This window comes from Flavobacteriales bacterium (assembly GCA_020435415.1).
In the GTDB taxonomy this organism is placed as follows: domain Bacteria; phylum Bacteroidota; class Bacteroidia; order JACJYZ01; family JACJYZ01; genus JACJYZ01.
On record JAGQZQ010000012.1, the window covers coordinates 1 to 18,841 of the forward strand.

Here is an 18,841-nt window from a genome sequence, read left to right on the forward strand (position 1 = left end):
CGCTCCAGGTCACGGCCACATAGCACCACAGATGCTCCTTCACGTGCCAATTCCAAAGCCACACTTTTACCCAAACCCTGACTGGAAGCGGCCACAAAAGCCACCTTGTTATTCAATCCTAAATCCATAATCTATTTCCTCAAATAATCATCCGTTCCGTTCAACCAGTCCTCTCTTGGCGGAGCCCAGGTATCCATTTCCTCCACTTCACCAATCATAAGTGCTTCATGAGGCAGGTTGGCTGGGATCACAATGGTATCTCCCGGGTGAAGATCGACCACCTCCGACTTATCCGCTCCGAACCAGAACCGCATCGTACCCGAGATGCAATGTGTGACCTGCTCATTCTCGTGTTGATGCAGGGGCACCCGGAAACCGTCCTTGAACTTCATTTTCGCAATCATCACTTTTTCACCCGCAATGATTTGGCGATGCATCATGGGAGTGACCTCTTCTACAGGCACATTGTCCCAATTGTGTTTTGTTACTTTCATGATCTGGTTTGTCGTTATTTTATCAATCCCAGTTTATCGGGAATCTGTTTCATGATCTCATCCACCCAAAGTTTATACATTTTACCGGATGGATGCAGGCCGTCATCAGCGATCAATTCAGGATCTGACTTTGCCTGTCTGGATATTCCTGTAATATCAATGAATGGTATATACCTTTTCACCGTTTCATCCTTTTTCACCTGGTTATAAATATCTATCTCTCTTGCGATGGCTTGTTGATCCCTGTCTTTTGCAAACGGTGTCGCCCCCCAATCCGGGATAGACAACACAAATACATTTGAAGACTTGCCACCGGCAAAGCGTACAGCCATATCCAGCAGTTGATTGTATTCCTTTCGATATTCCTCCACATCCCTTCCACGATATTGGTTATTCACTCCAATGAGCAATGAAACCAGGTCAAACGTATCCGCCACCTCTTCCTTTTCTATACCGGCCATAAGTTCATCGGTTGTCCAGCCGGTAACAGCAACAATTTGCGGATCTTCCAGCATCACCCCCTGCGCAGAAAGCTCCTCCTTCAGGATGACCGGCCACCGATCCTTTTCAGCCACACGTTCACCAATGGTATAGCTATCACCTAATGCCAAATATGTCTTTGTTTTTTGTTGTCCTGTCATGGTAGAAATTTGAATAGACTGATCATTCCTCACATCAATTGAATACAAAGAATCTCCCAGTATATTAACCGCGGCTATAAAAAGAAAACCTGCATTGATGCACGATGACCACATGGCTTCAATATTACGGATTTCCATGCAATTACAGGCCGGCATTCAATACTGCAAAATGATTAGATTCGCTTTCACGAAATCACATGGCACATGAACCGGATCAGAATTCCATTAATATTCTTGTTAACGATAAATGCCTTACAGGTTTTTTCCCAGGAAGTAAAGGACTTTGACCTCCAAGACAACGGACCTGAGAAAGAGATCAACTGTGCCCTCTTACGTAGCACACTGAATGATCTGCCAGTGGAAGAAAATTTCAGTCTGCATCTGAAGGATAATCACATTTGGCTCATGGTCTCCGAAGATCGTTGGTTTGACAAACTTTTTGCCAATGATCAGACCGGTCTGGCAGTGGACATTATCAGGAAGAGTCAGTTTACCTGCGGTCAAAAGAATAGCTGGGCGCCATCTTCCATTTACCGTGGCGAACTGCTTCCTCCGGTTTATAGCCCTGAACTCAGAAAGAAGAAGGCAATGGATAAGGACGGTATTGTTTGGGTGGATTTGGGCTCATTACCGGAATCGATGGCGGGAGATGATGTGGAACTGAATCTGTTATTGCTGCAGGGCAAATTCCTTTGTCAATATATCCAGTATTACCACCTGCCACTTTTACAATGGGAATTACTGAAGATGGGAATGTACCGGGATACACTTCTGGCATCCAAACCAGATGATGCAAAGGGCCAGCAAATCATCACATATCAAAAAGAATTTCGATTTGTTATACCCTTTGAAAAAGACAAATACGAATACAAACCTGCGGACATCCAACCACTAAGAGACTCCCTTCGCCTTACGGACTTCATCATTAAATCTATTGACATAAGAGCCTATTCATCCGTAGAAGGCCCCACGGATCATAACATTCAACTACAGAACAAGCGTGCGGAAACCTTAGCTGCTTCCCTGCAGTCATTCCAAACGCCCAAGATCAGCACAACCATTCACGCTGCTGAAAACTGGGTGGAGTTTTTCAATGACATAGAAGGCACCTCCTTTGCATCCCTGAAAGACCAGTCAAAATCCGGGATCAAACAAAAACTGAGCGATGCCGCATTTAACGCCAGCATGGAGGGCATTCTAAAGAATCATCGCAAGGGAATCGTAACCCTTCAGATGTTTAAAAAGACAATATACACGGAAAGTGCCCCTGAAAAACTCAGGGAAGATCTAAGAACAGCCATCAGGGAAAAGAACATCAACGCTGCGCTGGCACTGCAATCTGTCCTATTTCAGAAAATACAAAACGAAGAAGTTCCGGAGAATTTCATTGCATCCGTGGAAATCCCCATGGAATCCACTTATGGTGGCCTGCTGAGGAATGATGCCGCTTTCAGGTTTGAACTTCATCCTGAAAACCTGGACTCTGCTATTACCGAATTCGAATCCCTTGAAATTTTGCTACCAAAGGACGAGCATGTATCCTACAATCTTTGTGTCCTCCAGATCAAGAAGTGGATGTTAAATGAAGATGCTATTGATGCCAGATCATTGAAAACAAGAATCACACGGCTGGCTGCCAGGGGCATCGACAAAACTTTACAAACACGGTTACTGATCAATTACAACATGATTGAAAGTGGTTATATGATGAAGGCAAATAACTATGGAGGAAAAGACCAGGCCGTTGGTTTTGTAAACAGCAATCAGCGCTTTCTGAAACCCAGCCAGAGCGACCTTTTCAATCTCGCCAAATTCTATGCACATCATGCTAAATATGACTGGGCTGTGCGCACATTACACGAACATGTCAAAGACATCGACGCTGATGATGAGCCCCTGTTCTATTACCTCAACCTGACCATTATCCATCCGGCACGAACCAAACACAAGATATACCGGTCGATCATGCTGAATGCCATTAACAATGACCGTCAACGATTTTGCCGTCTTTTCGACCCCAACCATCAAAAAGGCATCACTTTTCAACTTTTGGGAGATGAGGACCTCAAGCGAACTTATTGCGAGAACTGTGCATCCCACCAGTCCGAATAGCCGCAAGATTACCCTTACCGGTCGACTCACCAAACCTGGCAAACCTTTTCATTCAAACCAGTTGGCGACATGGTTATTCGATAACCATGCATCCTGGTACCCTCTCCTTAATCTTGATACAATTTATCCCAGAAAACACAAAACATCATGATATGTTTTGTCGTAATATTGCATGTACGATCCACCAGACCCACACCAACCGTGACAGACCGCCACATCATACACATGGACCTGGACACTTTCTTTGTGTCATGCGAACGACTGATGGATTCCCGGTTGGTGGGCAAGCCTGTATTGGTAGGCGGAACAAGTGGCCGGGGCGTGGTCGCAGCCTGTAGTTATGAAACAAGGGCTTACGGAGTTCATTCTGCCATGCCCATGCGTCTGGCCCAGCAGCTTTGTCCGCATGCCATTGTGATCCGGGGAGATGCTTCCACATACAGCAAATATTCAGACATGGTCACCGAGGTGATCAAGGAAAGCGCCCCGCTCTACGAAAAATCATCCATTGATGAATTTTACATTGACGTCAGCGGCATGGATCGTTTCTTCGGGTGTTACCAATGGGCACGTGAATTAAGGGAGCGGATCACCCGGGAGACAGGCCTTCCGATCTCATTCGGCTTATCCACCAGCAAGACCGTCGCCAAAGTCGGCACCAATGAGATCAAACCCAACAACCATATCCAGATCGTCAAAGGAAATGAAAAACCCTTCCTGGCACCGCTTTCCATCCGGAAAATCCCGATGGTAGGAGACCAGACCTACCGTCTGCTTCGCAGCATGGGCATCGAGCACATCCGCACCATGCAGGAGATGCCCCCCGAACTGGTGGAACGCCTGCTCGGAAAAAACGGCATCGTCATCTGGAAAAAAGCACACGGCATTGATCACTCTCCTGTAATACCTTACCAGGAGCGTAAATCAATCTCTTCCTCCCTCACTTTCGAACGCGACACCATCGACATCAGAAAACTTAAAGAGATCCTGATGACCATGGCAGAAAAACTTTCCTACTACCTGCGGAACGGCAACAAACTTACTTCCTGTGTCACCGTCACCGTACGTTATTCAGACTTTGACACGCGCAGCAAACAGGCACGTATTCCCTATACATCCTGCGACCATATCCTGATCAAACAAACCCTTGACCTCTTCGATCAATTATATGAACGACGGGTACTGGCGCGACTTGTGGGCGTACGGTTCAGTCACCTTGTTGAGGGTGGATACCAGATCAATATGTTCGAAGACACGGAAGAAATGATCAATCTTTACCAGGCCATGGACAAGGTGAGGAATCGTTTCGGACAACATGCCGTCAAACGCGCATCTACCATGGACACACGCGGCGTAGGCATGATGACCAACCCCTTCAACGGACAACCTCCGGTGATTCCCGCACATAGAAGGATATAGAATAGTTACAGGTTTAAGGTTTAAAGTTTAAGGTTTAAGGTTTAAAGTTCAAGGTTTATCCCATGTTGCTTAATTGCCATACGTTTCACAGCTACACATACGGGACACTTTCCACGGTAGAGTTACTGCAAACCCTGGCAGGAAAAGGTTATCGGAGTGCCGCACTCACCGATATCAACAGCACATCGGCATGCATTGATTTCGTACGCCTCGCTCCTTCCCATGATATCCACCCCGTCATCGGAATTGATTTCCGGAATGGCGTAAAGCAGCAATACATCGGTATTGCAAGGAACAACGAAGGATTCCGGGAACTCAACGAGCACATGGATCATCACAGTCACAACAGCCTTCCATTTCCGGATCATGGACCTGTTTTCCAAAACGCTTTCACCATATACCCCCTCAAACAAACCCGGCCCGACTTGCTTGGTGAACATGAATTTGCCGGTGTGCATCTTTCCGAACTCCCACACCTTCCATTCTCCATCTGGAAACACCATCCACATAAACTGGTTCTACTGCATTCCGTAACATTCCTTGACAAGCGCGGATTTAACACACACCGACTGTTAAGGGCCATAGATAACAACATTTTACTCAGTCGCCTGTCAAAAGAAGAAGAAGCCTCCTCAGATAACACCATGCCTCCGAAAGAAAATCTTGACACCCTCCTTTCCGGATTCCCGGAGATATACCGGAACACCGGTCGCTTACTTGAACAATGTTCCGTTGCCTTTGATTTCAAATCTCCCAAGAACAAACAATATTTTACTGCTTCACCGGAAGAAGATATGACACTGCTCCGGAAAGAATGTGCAGAAGGCCTGAAATACCGTTACAAAAAGCCATCTCCCGAAGCAATCACCCGGATGGAGAAAGAATTGGAAGTGATCTCCAAACTCAACTTCTGCTCCTACTTTCTCATCAATTGGGACCTGGTCCGCTTTGCCCGCCACAAGCAATATTACCATGTAGGCCGGGGCAGTGGTGCGAACAGCATGGTGGCATTCCTATTGGGCATTACGGATGTAGATCCCCTGGAGCTTGACCTTTACTTTGAACGCTTCATCAACCCCAACCGCTCCAACCCACCCGACTTTGACATCGATTTTTGTTCCGGAGACAGGGAGCACATCACCCGCTATATCTTTGACCGGCATGGCTGGAAACATACCGCCCTTCTCGGTTCTTACAATACTTTCCAGTATCGATCCGTGATTCGTGAGATAGGGAAAGTATTCGGATTACCTGCCGCCGAGATCGATAAATTGCAAGCCATAGATAACCCCGGCCAGGCAGATGACATGGGACGCCTGGTCCTACAGTACAGTCAGCTTATCCACAACCTGCCCCGCCACCTTAGCGTCCACTCCAGCGGCATCATCATCTCACAGGATCCCCTCAACTGTTATACGGCTACCCTCATCCCACCAAAGGGCTTTCCCACAACACACTTCAGCATGCTGGAAGCAGAAGATCTCGGCTATGCGAAGTTTGATATCCTGGGCCAACGTGGATTGAGCAAGATCAGGGATGCTGTTTCACTCATAAGCGAACGTACCGGAACACATATAGACATTCATGAGGTAAACAAGTTCAAGGAAGATGAACAGGTACGCAAACTCCTGCGAAAGGGCATGGCCATCGGGTGTTTTTACATCGAATCTCCTGCCATGCGCATGCTTCTCACCAAATTGCAGGCAGACGATTACCTGAGACTGGTAGCAGCCAGTTCCATCATACGCCCCGGCGTATCCAAAAGCGGCATGATGGGGGAATACATCCTGCGCTACCGGCACCCTGAATACCGGGAAGCCGCCAGGGAAAAATTACCTGAACTGTATGACCTGCTCAAAGAGACTTACGGTGTGATGGTCTACCAGGAAGATGTGATCAAGGTGGCACACTATTTTGCCGGACTAACCCTTGGAGAGGCTGATATACTCAGAAGAGGGATGTCGTGGAAGTTCAAACAGCGGAATGAATTTCACAAGGTTCAGGGAAAGTTCTTTTCCAATTGCAGAGCCAAAGGTTATGCCGAAGCAGTTATTCATGACATATGGCGTCAGATTGAGAGCTTTGCAAACTATGCCTTTGCCAAAGGGCATTCCGCCTCATACGCCGTGGAGAGTTTTCAGGCCCTTTACCTCAAAGCCCATTACCCACTGGAGTATCTGACAGCTACTATCAACAATGGGGGTGGCTTCTACCGCCCAGAACTATACATCCATGAAATGCGCATGCTGGGGGGAAAGGTGGTGCCACCCTGCATCAACCTCAGCAATCACGAGGCAATTCTGCACCAACAAACACTTTACCTCGGTCTTGGCATGATCAAGGGACTGGATGATGCCACCATCCATCAGATACTCCGCAACAGAAATACTTACGGACCATTCGGAGATTTACAGGATCTTGTCAACAAAACACCCCTTTCCCTCGAGCAGCTCCGCATCCTGATCCGTGCAAATGCATTGAGGTTTACGGGAAAGGAAAAGAAAGAATTACTATGGAATGCTCATCTTTTACTGGGCTACCGCAAAAAGAAACAGCCCTCCCTTACACTCTTTGAAGAAAGGGCGAAAGATTATTCGCTCCCTGCGTTGTTCCATCATCCCCTCGAAGAAGTATATGATGAAATTGAGCTTCTGGGATTCCCTCTACAGACCTCACCGTTTGAGCTGGCACAGGCATTACCGGAAGATAAATTAACCGCAAAAGACCTCCCTTTCCATGTCGATAAAACAGTTGAGATCACAGGATACCTCATACATGTCAAACGCACAGCCACCAGCCAGAACGATGCCATGAGCTTTGGAACATTTCTGGACAGGGAGGGAAACTGGATCGACACGGTACAATTTCCGGACATAGAACGGCGGTATCCTTTCAAAGGACCAGGTTGCTATAAGATCACAGGAAAAGTGACTGATGATTTCGGCTTCATCGCCATAGAGACAAAGGCGCTTCATAGACTCGAATACCAACACATAGATGAAGTACCTGCCCGATTGAAGCTACCTTCTTCATATGGTCGTTCTCAACCGCATCCCATGCAATTGAAAAAATAGGTCGATGCTTCAGTGTTTCAATTTTTCCATAAACACCTTTCTGAACTTCTCAAGCTTTGGTGTGATCACCGCAGAGCAATATGGTTTATCCGAATTCTCACTGTAGTAATCCTGATGATACTTCTCCGCGGGAAAATAATTCCTGACCGGGCTTATCTCTGTGACCACCGGTTTATCCCAAACACCTTCCGCGTTTAATTTTTGTTTGTAAGACATGGCCAGTTTCCGTTGCATCTCGTTGTGGTAAAACACGACTGATCTATACTGTGTTCCTCTGTCTGCCCCCTGCTTATTTAACGTTGTCGGGTCATGTGTACTCCAGAAAACCTCAAGCAATTCATCATACGAGATCACGTCAGGTTGATAGGTTATACTCACTACTTCCGCATATCCTGTAGAACCCGAACTCACCTGCTGATACGTTGGATTTTGCATCTCACCTCCGGCGTATCCGGACTCAACCTTTGTCACACCTTTGAGTTCTTCAAAGATCGCCTCCACGCACCAGAAGCAACCAGCACCAAAGGTTGCCATTTGTTCATCGCTTTTTTGCACCACTTCCGGTTTAAAGTCCATGGCTACTGAGTTAATGCAATAACGCAAACCTGTGGGCTTAGGACCATCATCAAACACATGCCCCAGGTGTCCTCCGCAGCGACTGCAAACCACCTCTACCCTATCCCATCCAAAACTTGTATCAGGAATCTCAAGAATATTTTCCTTCTTATATGGCGCATAATAGCTTGGCCATCCGCTTCCAGAATCAAATTTCTGGGTAGAAGAAAAAACCTCCTGTCCACATCCTGCACACAGGAAAACACCCCTTCTGTTTTCATGCTCATGCTTCCCGGAGAATGCCACCTCCGTGCCTTTCTCACGCAGCACAAAAAATGCTTCATCTGAAAGCTGGGCCTTCCACTCGGCCTCCGTTTTGGTTACTTTGAATTTGTGCGGATTTTTGCCATCATTGCCACCGTCCTGCCCCAGGCCATACACAAGAAAGATTGCGGGAATACTGATCAATGCTACTATTTTCATGGTCTTCATCGTTTTTGTTTTGATTCAACTTTCATTGCCAAAACCACCATGATTGCGCGGCATTAATCTCCCCCATGCACATGACATTTTCCATTGGGGCTGAATGTCATGTTCTTGCAACGGGTACCTGCCGCTGTAATGGCCAGGCATTGTACTGATACGTCGCGGCGTTCTTCATTTCCTGACAAGGGGGCCAATAAAAACTGATCCTGGTGAAAATGGCAGTAACCATTTACATTCCGTGTCTTTATCTTACAAGCGGTTCCCGTTCGGGTGATTCCTTTGCATACCATGAGACTGTCACCCTTCGCAATATCTTCTGTATCTATCTCAAGGATGCCTTTCCACTCCCATGTCCTTACATCACAGGTACGTTCTATCAATGCTTCCTGATCATCCCTGAGGCCAAAAAAGAAATCTATTCCGGTAACCGCTTCTACGCTGTCTACAGGAATAGCCGTTGATATTAGCGGGACATCAGATTTTTCATTGTCCAGTAGAAAACCTATGGCTTTTAGTCCCGGCGTGCGATAATCCAATACCACTTTAAAGAATCGTTGAGGCACCGGTAGTTGCCCAGGCCCGATTACATCCATCTCATCAGAAAAAACCGGACCCGAAACCACATAAAGGGAATCGTTGGACCTGGCCCATTCCGTTACCTGAGCTTCCAGCCGTTTCCATATACCGCGATTAAACGCGGGATCCTGCGGACTGATATTGGAATACAGAAACGATTCACTCATCGCCTGCTCTGACCATGCCATATTTGCCGCTGGTGCCAGGTGACCACGATCAAGGCCGCTTCCGAGGTAATCATCATTGGTTGCAGTTCCACCGGGAACATCAGTATCTGCCCTGAAGTTAGCCACTCTTTCCACGGTTGCTTTGGTATGTTCAGCGGTTAACAGGTAGGAGACCCAGGCGCTTTGTCTTTGTGCCGGGTCAAATGATGCGATAAAAGCAAGGTGCTTAATCACCTGACGATTCGCATGTGATCTTTGATATAAAAGGCTATCTGCCTTGTCTGGCTTGAGAAGATATAATGGGTCTTCCTGGGGAAATGCCCATGACCGGTCACTATAAATAAGTATGGTATCCCCTTTGAGGGTAATCGCTTCCTGTTGTGCTGACACCCACAAAGGCGTAACGGCTGCAAATAGCCAACCGACAAATTTTTTGCACATGATTTTCCGTATGATTCAAATTTAACCCGAAGTTAACAGAAGGGAGGTTGCCGAGCAACGGCGGTTGACTTAAATCATCAGATCGTAATAATTGAAACGATTACACCAGATGCAAGACAAATGAATATCAAGACGATATATAAAAGGAGAAGAATAAAAAATTTACCCAACGTATAACGAAGTGTACCGCCATAGACTACCTTCAGTGACCAAACTGCATACACCACATATGGAAGTGCCAGAATCAGATTCCAAACCCAGCCATTGATCTCAAAAACAAACCGGTTGACCACCGCAAGTACTGCCCCGTAGAAAAAGATGAATGCATGCAAATGCAAAGAGTATATCAGATGTTCTACATATAACCACCGCTTCTTTCGGTATACCCAAAACAACAGTAGTGCAAACATTGGCAGAACCACAAACATGGATATTGAAATACCGTGAAAAATTTGGTCCCCGATGGCCTCTTTACCCTGGTCGGACAACCGGTACATTCTTTTTACAATCCATTTATCAAACGAGGTAACCGCACCAACGGAATCCATATACGCCTCCATTCCCTGCTTATCGACATCATATTGAAAGGCCATCATATCTTGATAAATCAATTCATGACCGCCAACTTCAAGAGAGATATGGGATTGCTTTCTAATTTCCTGCTTGTCCTTCCCGAAAAGTGGGTGATGCGAACGATTGATCACAAAAAAGAAGACAACAGAAATCAGAATATACATGCGTAAGGGTGGAATATATCTCACCCGCTTCCCGCTATTGTATGCTATCGTAAGAAAACCCGGCTTAAAGAACAGAGGCCGGAGGCTTCTGAAAAGCTTCGAATCAAATGTGAAGTAATCCCCCAGGAAGTCTTTGATGATTGTCCTTAGCGGAACCTTAACCGAATGGTTTTCCTGGCCACATGCCGGGCAGAATTCCCAATCAGACTGCAATGCCGCATCACAGTTGAGGCACTTATCATTCTTTCTCCGGTCACGTCGCATACTCAAATGTATAAAAAGAATAACCCGCTTTTATTAATAAATTATCTTAGGCAAACATTCAACCCAAACAATGCAATAGAAGAAAGTTCTATTGCATTGCGAATAAGAAAATCAGGTCTTCTGCGAATTGTATGCATGGATGAAAAAAGTGATTTTCTATACGGGGTAACCCCAACTAACGCAGATAGTTCAGCTCCTTCTGAGCTTCCTACTGCATAAGTTGGGTTCAATATGTGAATATGAAAAGTTTGATTTACCAACTGGCGTGCTGGGGCTTTCTTTTGTTAAATTCTTCAAATGCACAAGACATCGGTTATGCCCGCACTGTACTGGACACCCTATGCAGTCCATCCATGCATGGCAGAGGATATGTAAAAAATGGCGATCAGATTGCTTCGGATTTCATTGTATCTGAATTTAAGCGAATAGGCCTGAAGCCGGTTGACCGACGTTACTTCCAACCCTTCTCATTCCCCGTCAATACGTTTCCAGGAAAGATGCATTTAGCCCTTGACGACCGCCCTATGAAACCGGGAGAAGAGTTCATCATCAGCGCCGGATCACCAGGTATCAAAGGCACATATGATGTCGTGAATTGCTCTGAAGATGACATGTTGGAAAAGGATAAGTTCATCAAGCTGGTGAAGAATGCCAAAGGAAAGTTCATTGTCGTTTCACCATCCAAACGCGTCATGATTCCGGATGAAACGAATACCATCAACGAGTGGAAGGCATTCCTTATATATGCAGATGAAAACCCGGCAGCAGGAACAATCTTTATCACGTATGAAAAGCTTACATGGGATGCGTCGACAAAACTTCTGACCAAACCTTCATTCATCGTTTCCGCGGATTCTTCTTTCGGAGAAATTAAAACCATTACGACGGAAGTAGAAAACAAGTACCTGAAAAAATACACGAGTCGCAATGTGATCGGGATGATCACAGGATCGGAAAAAGCTGATTCCTTCCTTGTATTTACCGCGCATTATGATCATTTGGGGCGCATGGGCGAGGAAACCTACTTTCCGGGAGCCAATGACAATGCCAGCGGGATTGCCATGTTGTTGAACCTTGCAAAACACTACTCTGAAAATCCACCCCGGTTCTCCATGCTATTCATTGCATTCAGCGGCGAGGAAGCCGGATTAGTGGGATCAAAACATTACACCGAACACCCGGTCATACCACTTCAAAAAATTCGATTTCTTCTAAACTTTGACATTTCCGGAACAGGCGACGAAGGCATCCAGGTTGTTAACGGCTCCGTATTCAAACCATCCTTTGATCGGCTCACGTCCATGAACCTGGAAATGCAAACCCTTCAACAGGTAAAAATCCGGGGCACGGCATGCAACAGTGATCACTGTCCATTTTACGAAAAAGACGTACCCTGTTTTTTCATCTATACTTTGGGGGGAATCAAGGCCTATCACGATGTTTGGGACAGATCGCAAACCTTGCCTTTCACCGAGTTTGAAAATTATTTTCGCCTTATGGTAGCATTTATAAATGGTTTTTAATGAAATTGCGCCCGTTATTGAACAGGGATGCAAATTGAAAAACTTCAACTTGCGAAAGACCAAATAAATTTCTAACTAGGGAACCCGAATACAATATCCGCCGTAGAAGGCGCCATAGAATATTGAGACAATGGACATGATCAGGTACGGAGGCATTTGTTTGCTTTTAGTTATGTTATCCACCGGATGCCAGAAGGCAACCAATTACAAACTGGTGGATAGAACAGAAAATTATACATCCATCAATGGAAGATGTACGGTAGAATACAACTACCCTGTGCTGGTCCAGTCCAGTGGCGATTCTGTCACCCTTGCGCTGACAGGCATCAAAGAAATATCCGACTTCGAAAGATTCATTCAACGTTTTAGCGAAGGGGATTCTAACCTAACGGTCCACGTTCAATACAAGATTCTCCAACAAACGGATTCATTACTCTGCCTTGAGTACACCACACAAATGAAAGGTCACCAACGAAAAATCTTCCACAGCCTGACCTTGTCGCCTCTTACCTTAAAGCAATATGAATTGTCAGATTTCTTCAAAGGAGACTACATGTCTGTAATCAGTAGTCATGTTACCGCCTTTTGTGAGAAGAACAAGATATTCCTGAATATGCGCCCTTACGAAGATGACCGGAGCGGTTACCATGTAAATTTCACGGTAACTGAAGACCACCTCATACTTTATGCAGGAGCAGAAGGTGATTTTCATGGGTATTATAAGATCAACATTCCGTTGATCGCCTTTGAACTGAAATAGATCAGAGTGCCAATCCAAGTGTGACCGGGCAATGATCTGACCCGGTGATATTATTAAGAATATCGGCTTCACTTACTGAAGACTTGAGCGAATCACTTACCAGGAAATAATCAATCCTCCAACCAACATTTCTTTCCCTGGCTCCAAAACGAGCATTCCAAAAGCTATACTTCACCTCTTCAGGATGCTTAAACCGGTAAGTATCTACCCAACCCTGAGCAAGAAAAGACTCAAAGCCATCAATTTCATCCTGGGTATACCCTGATGTCTTATTGTAGTTTTCCTTGGGCCTGGCAAGGTCTATTGGTTGATGCGCCACATTAAAGTCCCCTCCTACAACAATGGGCTTATGAGACTCCAGGTCCTTTAAGAATTTCAGAAAGGCAGCGTCCCAGGTTTTCCTGTATGGCAACCGTTTCATTTCCGATGATGAATTAGGCACATACACATTTACAACGTAAAAATCCGGCATTTCCAGGGTCACCACCCTGCCTTCTGTATCATGTTCCGGCACGCCAATACCATACCTGACATCAACCGCCTTATGCCGACTTAATATGGCGGTTCCTGAGTAACCTTTCTTTTCTGCGGATGTACAATACAATTCATAATCCCCCACACCAAAAAGCGCCTCCCTTACCTGGTCGTCCTGCGCTTTGGTTTCCTGAATCAGCAACATATCTGCATTTAATTCATCCAACTGTTGCGCAAAATCCTTCTTCATTACGGCCCGAATGCCATTCACATTCCACGATACGATATTCATGTTATGAAGATTTAAGTTCGCTCAAATATACCAGATTGATGATCACATAGTCCACCTTAAAACCCATCAATTGTGAACATAACGAGAAGGTCACATACAATAAATAGTAAGTAATAATTCATATTTTTTCACAATCATCTGAAATTGCACCAATAATTCCGAATATTATTTTTTTTACAACTAATATCTGATTTACAAGTATTTATAACTAAAATACATTTTATATTAAAGTAAAATTAATCCCAACTATATACATGATATTCTTCTTTTTCCGTCCTTTGCATTCGCGTAAAATCCAAAATCACATAATTGATATTTTAACACAAACGTATCGCTATGAACAGGACCGGTAATCTTCCCAAGTTTTTAACAACATGTTTTGCGGCGGCGGCAATAACTATTGGAACCGCTGCGCATGCGCAGGACGGTTGGACTGAACTCGCTTCAGAAAACAACATTACCATCAGCGCCCAACTCCAGGAGTGCGGAGGTGCTTCTTTTTATGTGGTCCGCATAGAGAATAGCGGTGAAACACCCCTAAATGTCGGATACACCCTTACACTTGCTGATGCACCGGTCATCCCACCTATCAGCGACAGCAGAATAGTTGACGGAGGCGCATCCGTGGAAGGTGAATGTGGCAACGCAGGCAATACCCTTACAGTCATGACATTCCCTACTGCCAATACAATCGAAAAACTAACCGCAACTCTTTCGGTCTCAGAATAATTAAATCTCCTAACCATTTAATGCGAATAGACATGAAGTACGGATACTGGTTAAAAAAAGCATTATTTACCCTGGCGTTTATGTGTACGCTGGGCCCTGTCGTGCACGCTCAACTACCGGACAGTAAGGGAAAAGATTTCTGGCTGGCATTTCCGCGTAACATCTACGCCGGAAACACCACCCTGTTCATCAGTTCAGGAGTTGCTACCAGCGGTACCGTTTCCGTTGCCGGCATCGGTTTCTCTCAGAACTTTAACGTAACCCCGGGCGTTACCACAACCATCAATATTCCAACCTCCGTTGAAGTGCAAACCGCAAACGGAATTGAAAACAAGGGCATCCATGTGGTAGCCAACGATGAAGTCACCGTTTACGGTCTCAACCAGGCATCTGCTACCACCGATGCTTATATGGGCCTTCCAACCGACATCCTGGGTACCGACTACCTGGTGAACTCCTATATCGGACTGAGCAATGGCGCATACCCTTCTCAATTATCCGTGGTTGGAACACAAGATGGAACCACCATCACTGTTACTCCCAAGGTAACTGCAGGCGGCCACGCTGCAGGTGTGCCATACAACGTGGTAATCAACCAGGGCCAGGTTTACCAATTGGGTGCCACTGGCGGTGGTGACCTCACAGGTAGCCGTGTGACTTCTACTGCACCAGTGGCTGTTTATGGTAGTGTTGTTTGCGCTAACGTACCAACCAACTGTTTTGCATGTGACCACCTCATCGAACAGATCCCTCCTATATCATCATGGGGTAAGAGTTTCGTATCCGCTCCTTTGGCCACCAGAACAGGCGGAGATATCTTCCGTTTCCTGGCTTCCGAGAACAGCACTTCGGTTACCGTGAATGGTGCCAACGTAGCCACCTTGAATGCAGGTGACTATCACGAGATGCTGATCAACGGCAATGCCGTCATTGCAGCCAACAAGCCGATCCTGGTTACACAATACTCCAGAGGATCAAGCTGCGACGGTGTTACTTCCGATCCCTTCATGATGATCATTCCTCCTTTCGAACAGTTTCTTGGCGAATACACCGTAGGTACTCCTTCCACAGGTTTCAGCGGTCACTACATCAACCTCGTGGTTCCGCAAGCTGCCATCGGTGACGTTAAGCTTGATGGCACTGTTGTTTCTGCAGGTTCTTTCTCTGTTATCGGCGCTTCCGGTTTCTGGGCGGCTCGTTTGCCAATCAGCGCAGGAACGCACACCGTAAGCAGTAACTATCCTGTGGGTGTTCACACTTACGGATTCGGCAGCTATGATTCTTACGGATATCCCGGCGGACAATCTTTGGCTCCTATCGGATTTATCAGCACACTTACGCTCGCTCCTGTAAACGGCGGCACTTCTCAGATCGGCACACAGCATTGTGTTGTCGGTACTGTGCTTGACCAATACAGCAATCCGGTTTCAGGCGTACGTGTTGACTTCGCCATCAGCGGTGCACATAGCCTGAGCGGTTTTGCCTTTACAGATGCCAATGGTGATGCCACCTATTGCTACAACGGTGCATATCCCGGATCGGATGTGATTGTTGCTACAACCGGTGCACTGACCAGCAACCAGGCAAACAAATCCTGGACATGTGCTGACTTCTCTTTCACTTACACCTCCGCTGTTTGCGATAGCAGTAACACCAGCTCCATCACCTTCACAGGTGTACAAGGAGGCGTTGCACCTTACAGTTATTCTATCGATGGTGGAAGCAACTACAGCACTTCAGCTTCATTCACCGGAATCGGTCTTGGTTCTTACAACCTGATTGTTAAGGATGCTGCCGGCTGTACTTCAAACGCCCAAAACACTACTTTGGCTGACACACAACTGCCACAGGCTGTTTGTCAGAACATTGTTGTGCAACTTGATGGCAACCACGAAGCTTCTATTTCAGCTGCTCAGGTTGACGGTGGAAGCACCGACAATTGCGGCATCGCAAATTTGAGCATCGATATTGTTTCTTTCAATTGTAACAATCTGGGTGACAACAACGTGACCCTGACTGTTACCGATGTGAATGGCAATCAAAGCACTTGTGTAGCTGTTGTTACTGTAAGAGACGACAACAACCCATGCTGTGCAGGTCCTGCAGCGGTTTGCCAAAACATTACCGTTTATTTGGATGCCAGCGGTCAGGCTTCCATTACTGCAGGCGATGTAGATGGCGGCAGCACTGCCGATTGCGGATTGCAGTCTATGACTGTTACTCCTTCTGCATTTGACTGCAGCCAGGCCGGAACAACCGTTCCCGTTATCCTGACAGTAACTGACATCAACAATGTAAGCGCAACCTGCACTGCTAACGTTACCGTAAATGATTCGGTTTCGCCTGTAGCTGCAACCCAGGACATCACGGTTTACCTTGATGCTGCAGGAAATGCTGCCATCGTTGCCGCTGATTTAGATAATGGCTCCAGCGACGCTTGTGGCATCGCTTCTCTATCTATCAGCAACAGCACATTCAATTGCGCTAATGTTGGTGCTAACACGATTGTACTGACTGCAACTGACAACAACGGAAACCAAAGTTCAAATACTTCTACCGTTACCGTTATTGACAGCACTGCACCGGTTGTTATTCCTCAGAATATCACCGTATACCTGGATGCTGCCGGCAATGCAGCGATCACCGCTGCTGATGTAGATGGTGGTTCCAGCGATGCTTGCGGTCTTTCCTTGTCTATCAACAACAGCACTTTCAATTGCGGCAATGTTGGCGCAAACACTGTTGTGTTGACTGGAACTGACAACAACGGAAACCAAAGTTCAAACACTTCTACCGTAACTGTTGTTGACAGCACTGCACCGGCAATCAGCTGCCCAGCGGACATCTACGTGGTTTCCACACCTACGGATTGCGATCCGGCCGTTACCTGGGATGCCCCACAAGCAAGCGACAATTGCTCATTCACAGTTTCAGGCTCACACAATAGCGGTGATGAGTTCGGACTGGGTACAACAACTGTTGCATACACGGTTACCGATGCAAGCGGAAACACTGCTTCATGTTCCTTCAATGTGACTGTAACAGCTCAAACGCTGGAAGCTTCAGTTTCCAGTCCGGAGCACAACGGTTACAATGTTTCCTGTAACGGAGGCAATGACGGTGAAGCAACTGCTACTGTAAACGGTGGTTGCCTGCCTTACAGCTACCTCTGGAGCGATGGTCAGGCTGCTGCTACTGCTGCCGGTTTAAGTGCTGGCGCTCACAGCGTAACTGTTTCTGATAACAGCGGACAGGTTGTGGTACAATCCATCACCCTCACCGAGCCTTCTCAATTGGTAGCTGACGCAGGTAATCCTGCAACGGTATACCGTGGCTATACTCCATCCAGCTGCGCTACCCTCAACGGTTCTGCTTCCGGAAGCGTACCAGGATACTCTTATCTCTGGAGCACCGGTGAGACTACCGCAGACATCAACGTTTGCCCAACCGCCACTACCATTTACACACTCACTGTGACTGACGCCAATGGCTGTACTGCTGTTGATTCCGTTACCGTTTGCGTGATCGATGTACGTTGTGAAAAAGGTGGAAAAGCCATCATCATGTACGAAGGTGGTAAGGTTATGGTTTGTCATGTGAATGGCAATGGAACCTACAACACCCTATGCATCTCTCCAAATGCGGTAGCCGACCATTTAGCCCACGGCGACGCTTTGGGATACTGTGACGATGTTTCCAGCTGTGATTACATCAACGAGAAGCAAACCAACATGAACATCTGGCAAGGTTTGGAAGCCGGTGCTGATGTGGTTGCCTTCCCTAACCCATTCTCTCAATCAACCACCATCCGTTTCAATGTTCATAGCAATGATCACGTTCAGATCGCTGTTTACAACATGAACGGTCAGCAAATTGAAGTCCTGTTCAACCAGGATGTTCAAGGAGGTTTTGTGTACCAAGCTACTTTCGACGGACAACAACTTCCCGAAGGAATGTACTTCTACCAGATGACCTCTGAGAATGGCATCAACATGAATGGTAAACTTATCCTGAACAGATAAGCTTTTATTCAGGTCAATCACCCCCATTAAAAAGCCCCTCTGCAAATGCAGAGGGGCTTTTTTTATTTTAATCGC

General features: G+C 46.3%; 14 protein-coding genes. 7 read left to right on the plus strand and 7 right to left on the minus strand.

All coding sequences use genetic code 11. The annotated features are described in order from the left end of the window. The 3 genes from KDD36_03665 to KDD36_03675 all read right to left on the minus strand — a co-directional run. Positions 1-128 (minus strand): SDR family NAD(P)-dependent oxidoreductase (locus tag KDD36_03665; protein MCB0395723.1); only part of this gene is annotated, 128 nt, incomplete at its 3' end. A gap of 3 nt (positions 129-131) precedes the next feature. After that, positions 132-494 (minus strand): cupin domain-containing protein, encoded by a 363-nt coding sequence (locus KDD36_03670; GenBank protein ID MCB0395724.1) that lies wholly within the window; start codon positions 492-494, stop codon positions 132-134. A 14-nt stretch (positions 495-508) separates the two neighbouring features. Next, on the minus strand, positions 509-1,273 hold the full coding sequence (locus KDD36_03675; protein MCB0395725.1) for an SGNH/GDSL hydrolase family protein: 765 nt from the start codon (positions 1,271-1,273) through the stop codon (positions 509-511). 66 nt (positions 1,274-1,339) lie between these two features. On the opposite strand from KDD36_03675, the gene KDD36_03680 reads away from it, so the two are divergent. The 3 genes from KDD36_03680 (at position 1,340) to KDD36_03690 (ending at position 7,740) form a co-directional block, all read left to right on the plus strand. Beyond that, a complete protein-coding gene (locus KDD36_03680) occupies positions 1,340-3,247 on the plus strand; it encodes a hypothetical protein (GenBank protein MCB0395726.1) in 1,908 nt (635 codons plus the stop codon). A gap of 147 nt (positions 3,248-3,394) precedes the next feature. Then, entirely contained in the window at positions 3,395-4,666 is a 1,272-nt protein-coding gene (locus KDD36_03685; GenBank protein MCB0395727.1) for a DNA polymerase IV, read from the plus strand. A 62-nt stretch (positions 4,667-4,728) separates the two neighbouring features. Next, positions 4,729-7,740, plus strand: a complete 3,012-nt coding sequence (locus tag KDD36_03690; GenBank protein MCB0395728.1) for a DNA polymerase III subunit alpha — start codon at positions 4,729-4,731, stop codon at positions 7,738-7,740. 9 nt (positions 7,741-7,749) lie between these two features. Here the strand turns inward: KDD36_03690 and KDD36_03695 are convergent, their stop codons facing one another. From KDD36_03695 to KDD36_03705, 3 genes are all read right to left on the minus strand, one after another. Continuing rightward, positions 7,750-8,778, minus strand: a complete 1,029-nt coding sequence (locus KDD36_03695) for a bifunctional methionine sulfoxide reductase B/A protein (protein MCB0395729.1) — start codon at positions 8,776-8,778, stop codon at positions 7,750-7,752. A 62-nt stretch (positions 8,779-8,840) separates the two neighbouring features. After that, a complete protein-coding gene (locus KDD36_03700) occupies positions 8,841-9,965 on the minus strand; it encodes a DNA/RNA non-specific endonuclease (GenBank protein MCB0395730.1) in 1,125 nt (374 codons plus the stop codon). Between the two features lie 77 nt (positions 9,966-10,042). Further along, entirely contained in the window at positions 10,043-10,966 is a 924-nt protein-coding gene (locus KDD36_03705; protein ID MCB0395731.1) for a DUF3667 domain-containing protein, read from the minus strand. 239 nt (positions 10,967-11,205) lie between these two features. Here KDD36_03705 and KDD36_03710 point away from each other — a divergent pair, with 239 nt between their 5' ends. Both KDD36_03710 and KDD36_03715 read left to right on the plus strand, forming a co-directional pair. Continuing rightward, positions 11,206-12,489, plus strand: a complete 1,284-nt coding sequence (locus KDD36_03710; GenBank protein MCB0395732.1) for a M28 family peptidase — start codon at positions 11,206-11,208, stop codon at positions 12,487-12,489. Positions 12,490-12,619: 130 nt separating this feature from the next. Further along, complete coding sequence (locus tag KDD36_03715; protein ID MCB0395733.1) at positions 12,620-13,249, plus strand: hypothetical protein; 630 nt, start codon at positions 12,620-12,622, stop codon at positions 13,247-13,249. A 1-nt stretch (position 13,250) separates the two neighbouring features. Here the strand turns inward: KDD36_03715 and xth are convergent, their stop codons facing one another. Next, positions 13,251-14,015, minus strand: a complete 765-nt coding sequence (gene xth, locus KDD36_03720) for an exodeoxyribonuclease III (protein ID MCB0395734.1) — start codon at positions 14,013-14,015, stop codon at positions 13,251-13,253. A gap of 336 nt (positions 14,016-14,351) precedes the next feature. Between xth and KDD36_03725 the strand changes: the two genes are divergently transcribed. Both KDD36_03725 and KDD36_03730 read left to right on the plus strand, forming a co-directional pair. Then, the gene (locus KDD36_03725; GenBank protein MCB0395735.1) at positions 14,352-14,744 is read left to right on the plus strand and encodes a hypothetical protein; all 393 of its coding nucleotides are present in this window, start codon (positions 14,352-14,354) and stop codon (positions 14,742-14,744) included. 32 nt (positions 14,745-14,776) lie between these two features. Continuing rightward, complete coding sequence (locus KDD36_03730) at positions 14,777-18,766, plus strand: HYR domain-containing protein (GenBank protein MCB0395736.1); 3,990 nt, start codon at positions 14,777-14,779, stop codon at positions 18,764-18,766. Positions 18,767-18,841: the final 75 nt, after the last annotated feature.

Coding starts and splice junctions, on each gene's coding strand:
- xth (MCB0395734.1), bottom strand. CDS start 14,015: ATGAATATCGTATCGTGGAATGTGAATGGCATTCGGGCCGTAATGAAG.
- KDD36_03725 (MCB0395735.1), top strand. CDS start 14,352: ATGAACAGGACCGGTAATCTTCCCAAGTTTTTAACAACATGTTTTGCG.
- KDD36_03700 (MCB0395730.1), bottom strand. CDS start 9,965: ATGTGCAAAAAATTTGTCGGTTGGCTATTTGCAGCCGTTACGCCTTTG.
- KDD36_03685 (MCB0395727.1), top strand. CDS start 3,395: ATGATATGTTTTGTCGTAATATTGCATGTACGATCCACCAGACCCACA.
- KDD36_03695 (MCB0395729.1), bottom strand. CDS start 8,778: ATGAAAATAGTAGCATTGATCAGTATTCCCGCAATCTTTCTTGTGTAT.
- KDD36_03675 (MCB0395725.1), bottom strand. CDS start 1,273: ATGGAAATCCGTAATATTGAAGCCATGTGGTCATCGTGCATCAATGCA.
- KDD36_03715 (MCB0395733.1), top strand. CDS start 12,620: ATGGACATGATCAGGTACGGAGGCATTTGTTTGCTTTTAGTTATGTTA.
- KDD36_03730 (MCB0395736.1), top strand. CDS start 14,777: ATGAAGTACGGATACTGGTTAAAAAAAGCATTATTTACCCTGGCGTTT.
- KDD36_03690 (MCB0395728.1), top strand. CDS start 4,729: ATGTTGCTTAATTGCCATACGTTTCACAGCTACACATACGGGACACTT.
- KDD36_03705 (MCB0395731.1), bottom strand. CDS start 10,966: ATGCGACGTGACCGGAGAAAGAATGATAAGTGCCTCAACTGTGATGCG.
- KDD36_03680 (MCB0395726.1), top strand. CDS start 1,340: ATGAACCGGATCAGAATTCCATTAATATTCTTGTTAACGATAAATGCC.
- KDD36_03670 (MCB0395724.1), bottom strand. CDS start 494: ATGAAAGTAACAAAACACAATTGGGACAATGTGCCTGTAGAAGAGGTC.
- KDD36_03710 (MCB0395732.1), top strand. CDS start 11,206: ATGAAAAGTTTGATTTACCAACTGGCGTGCTGGGGCTTTCTTTTGTTA.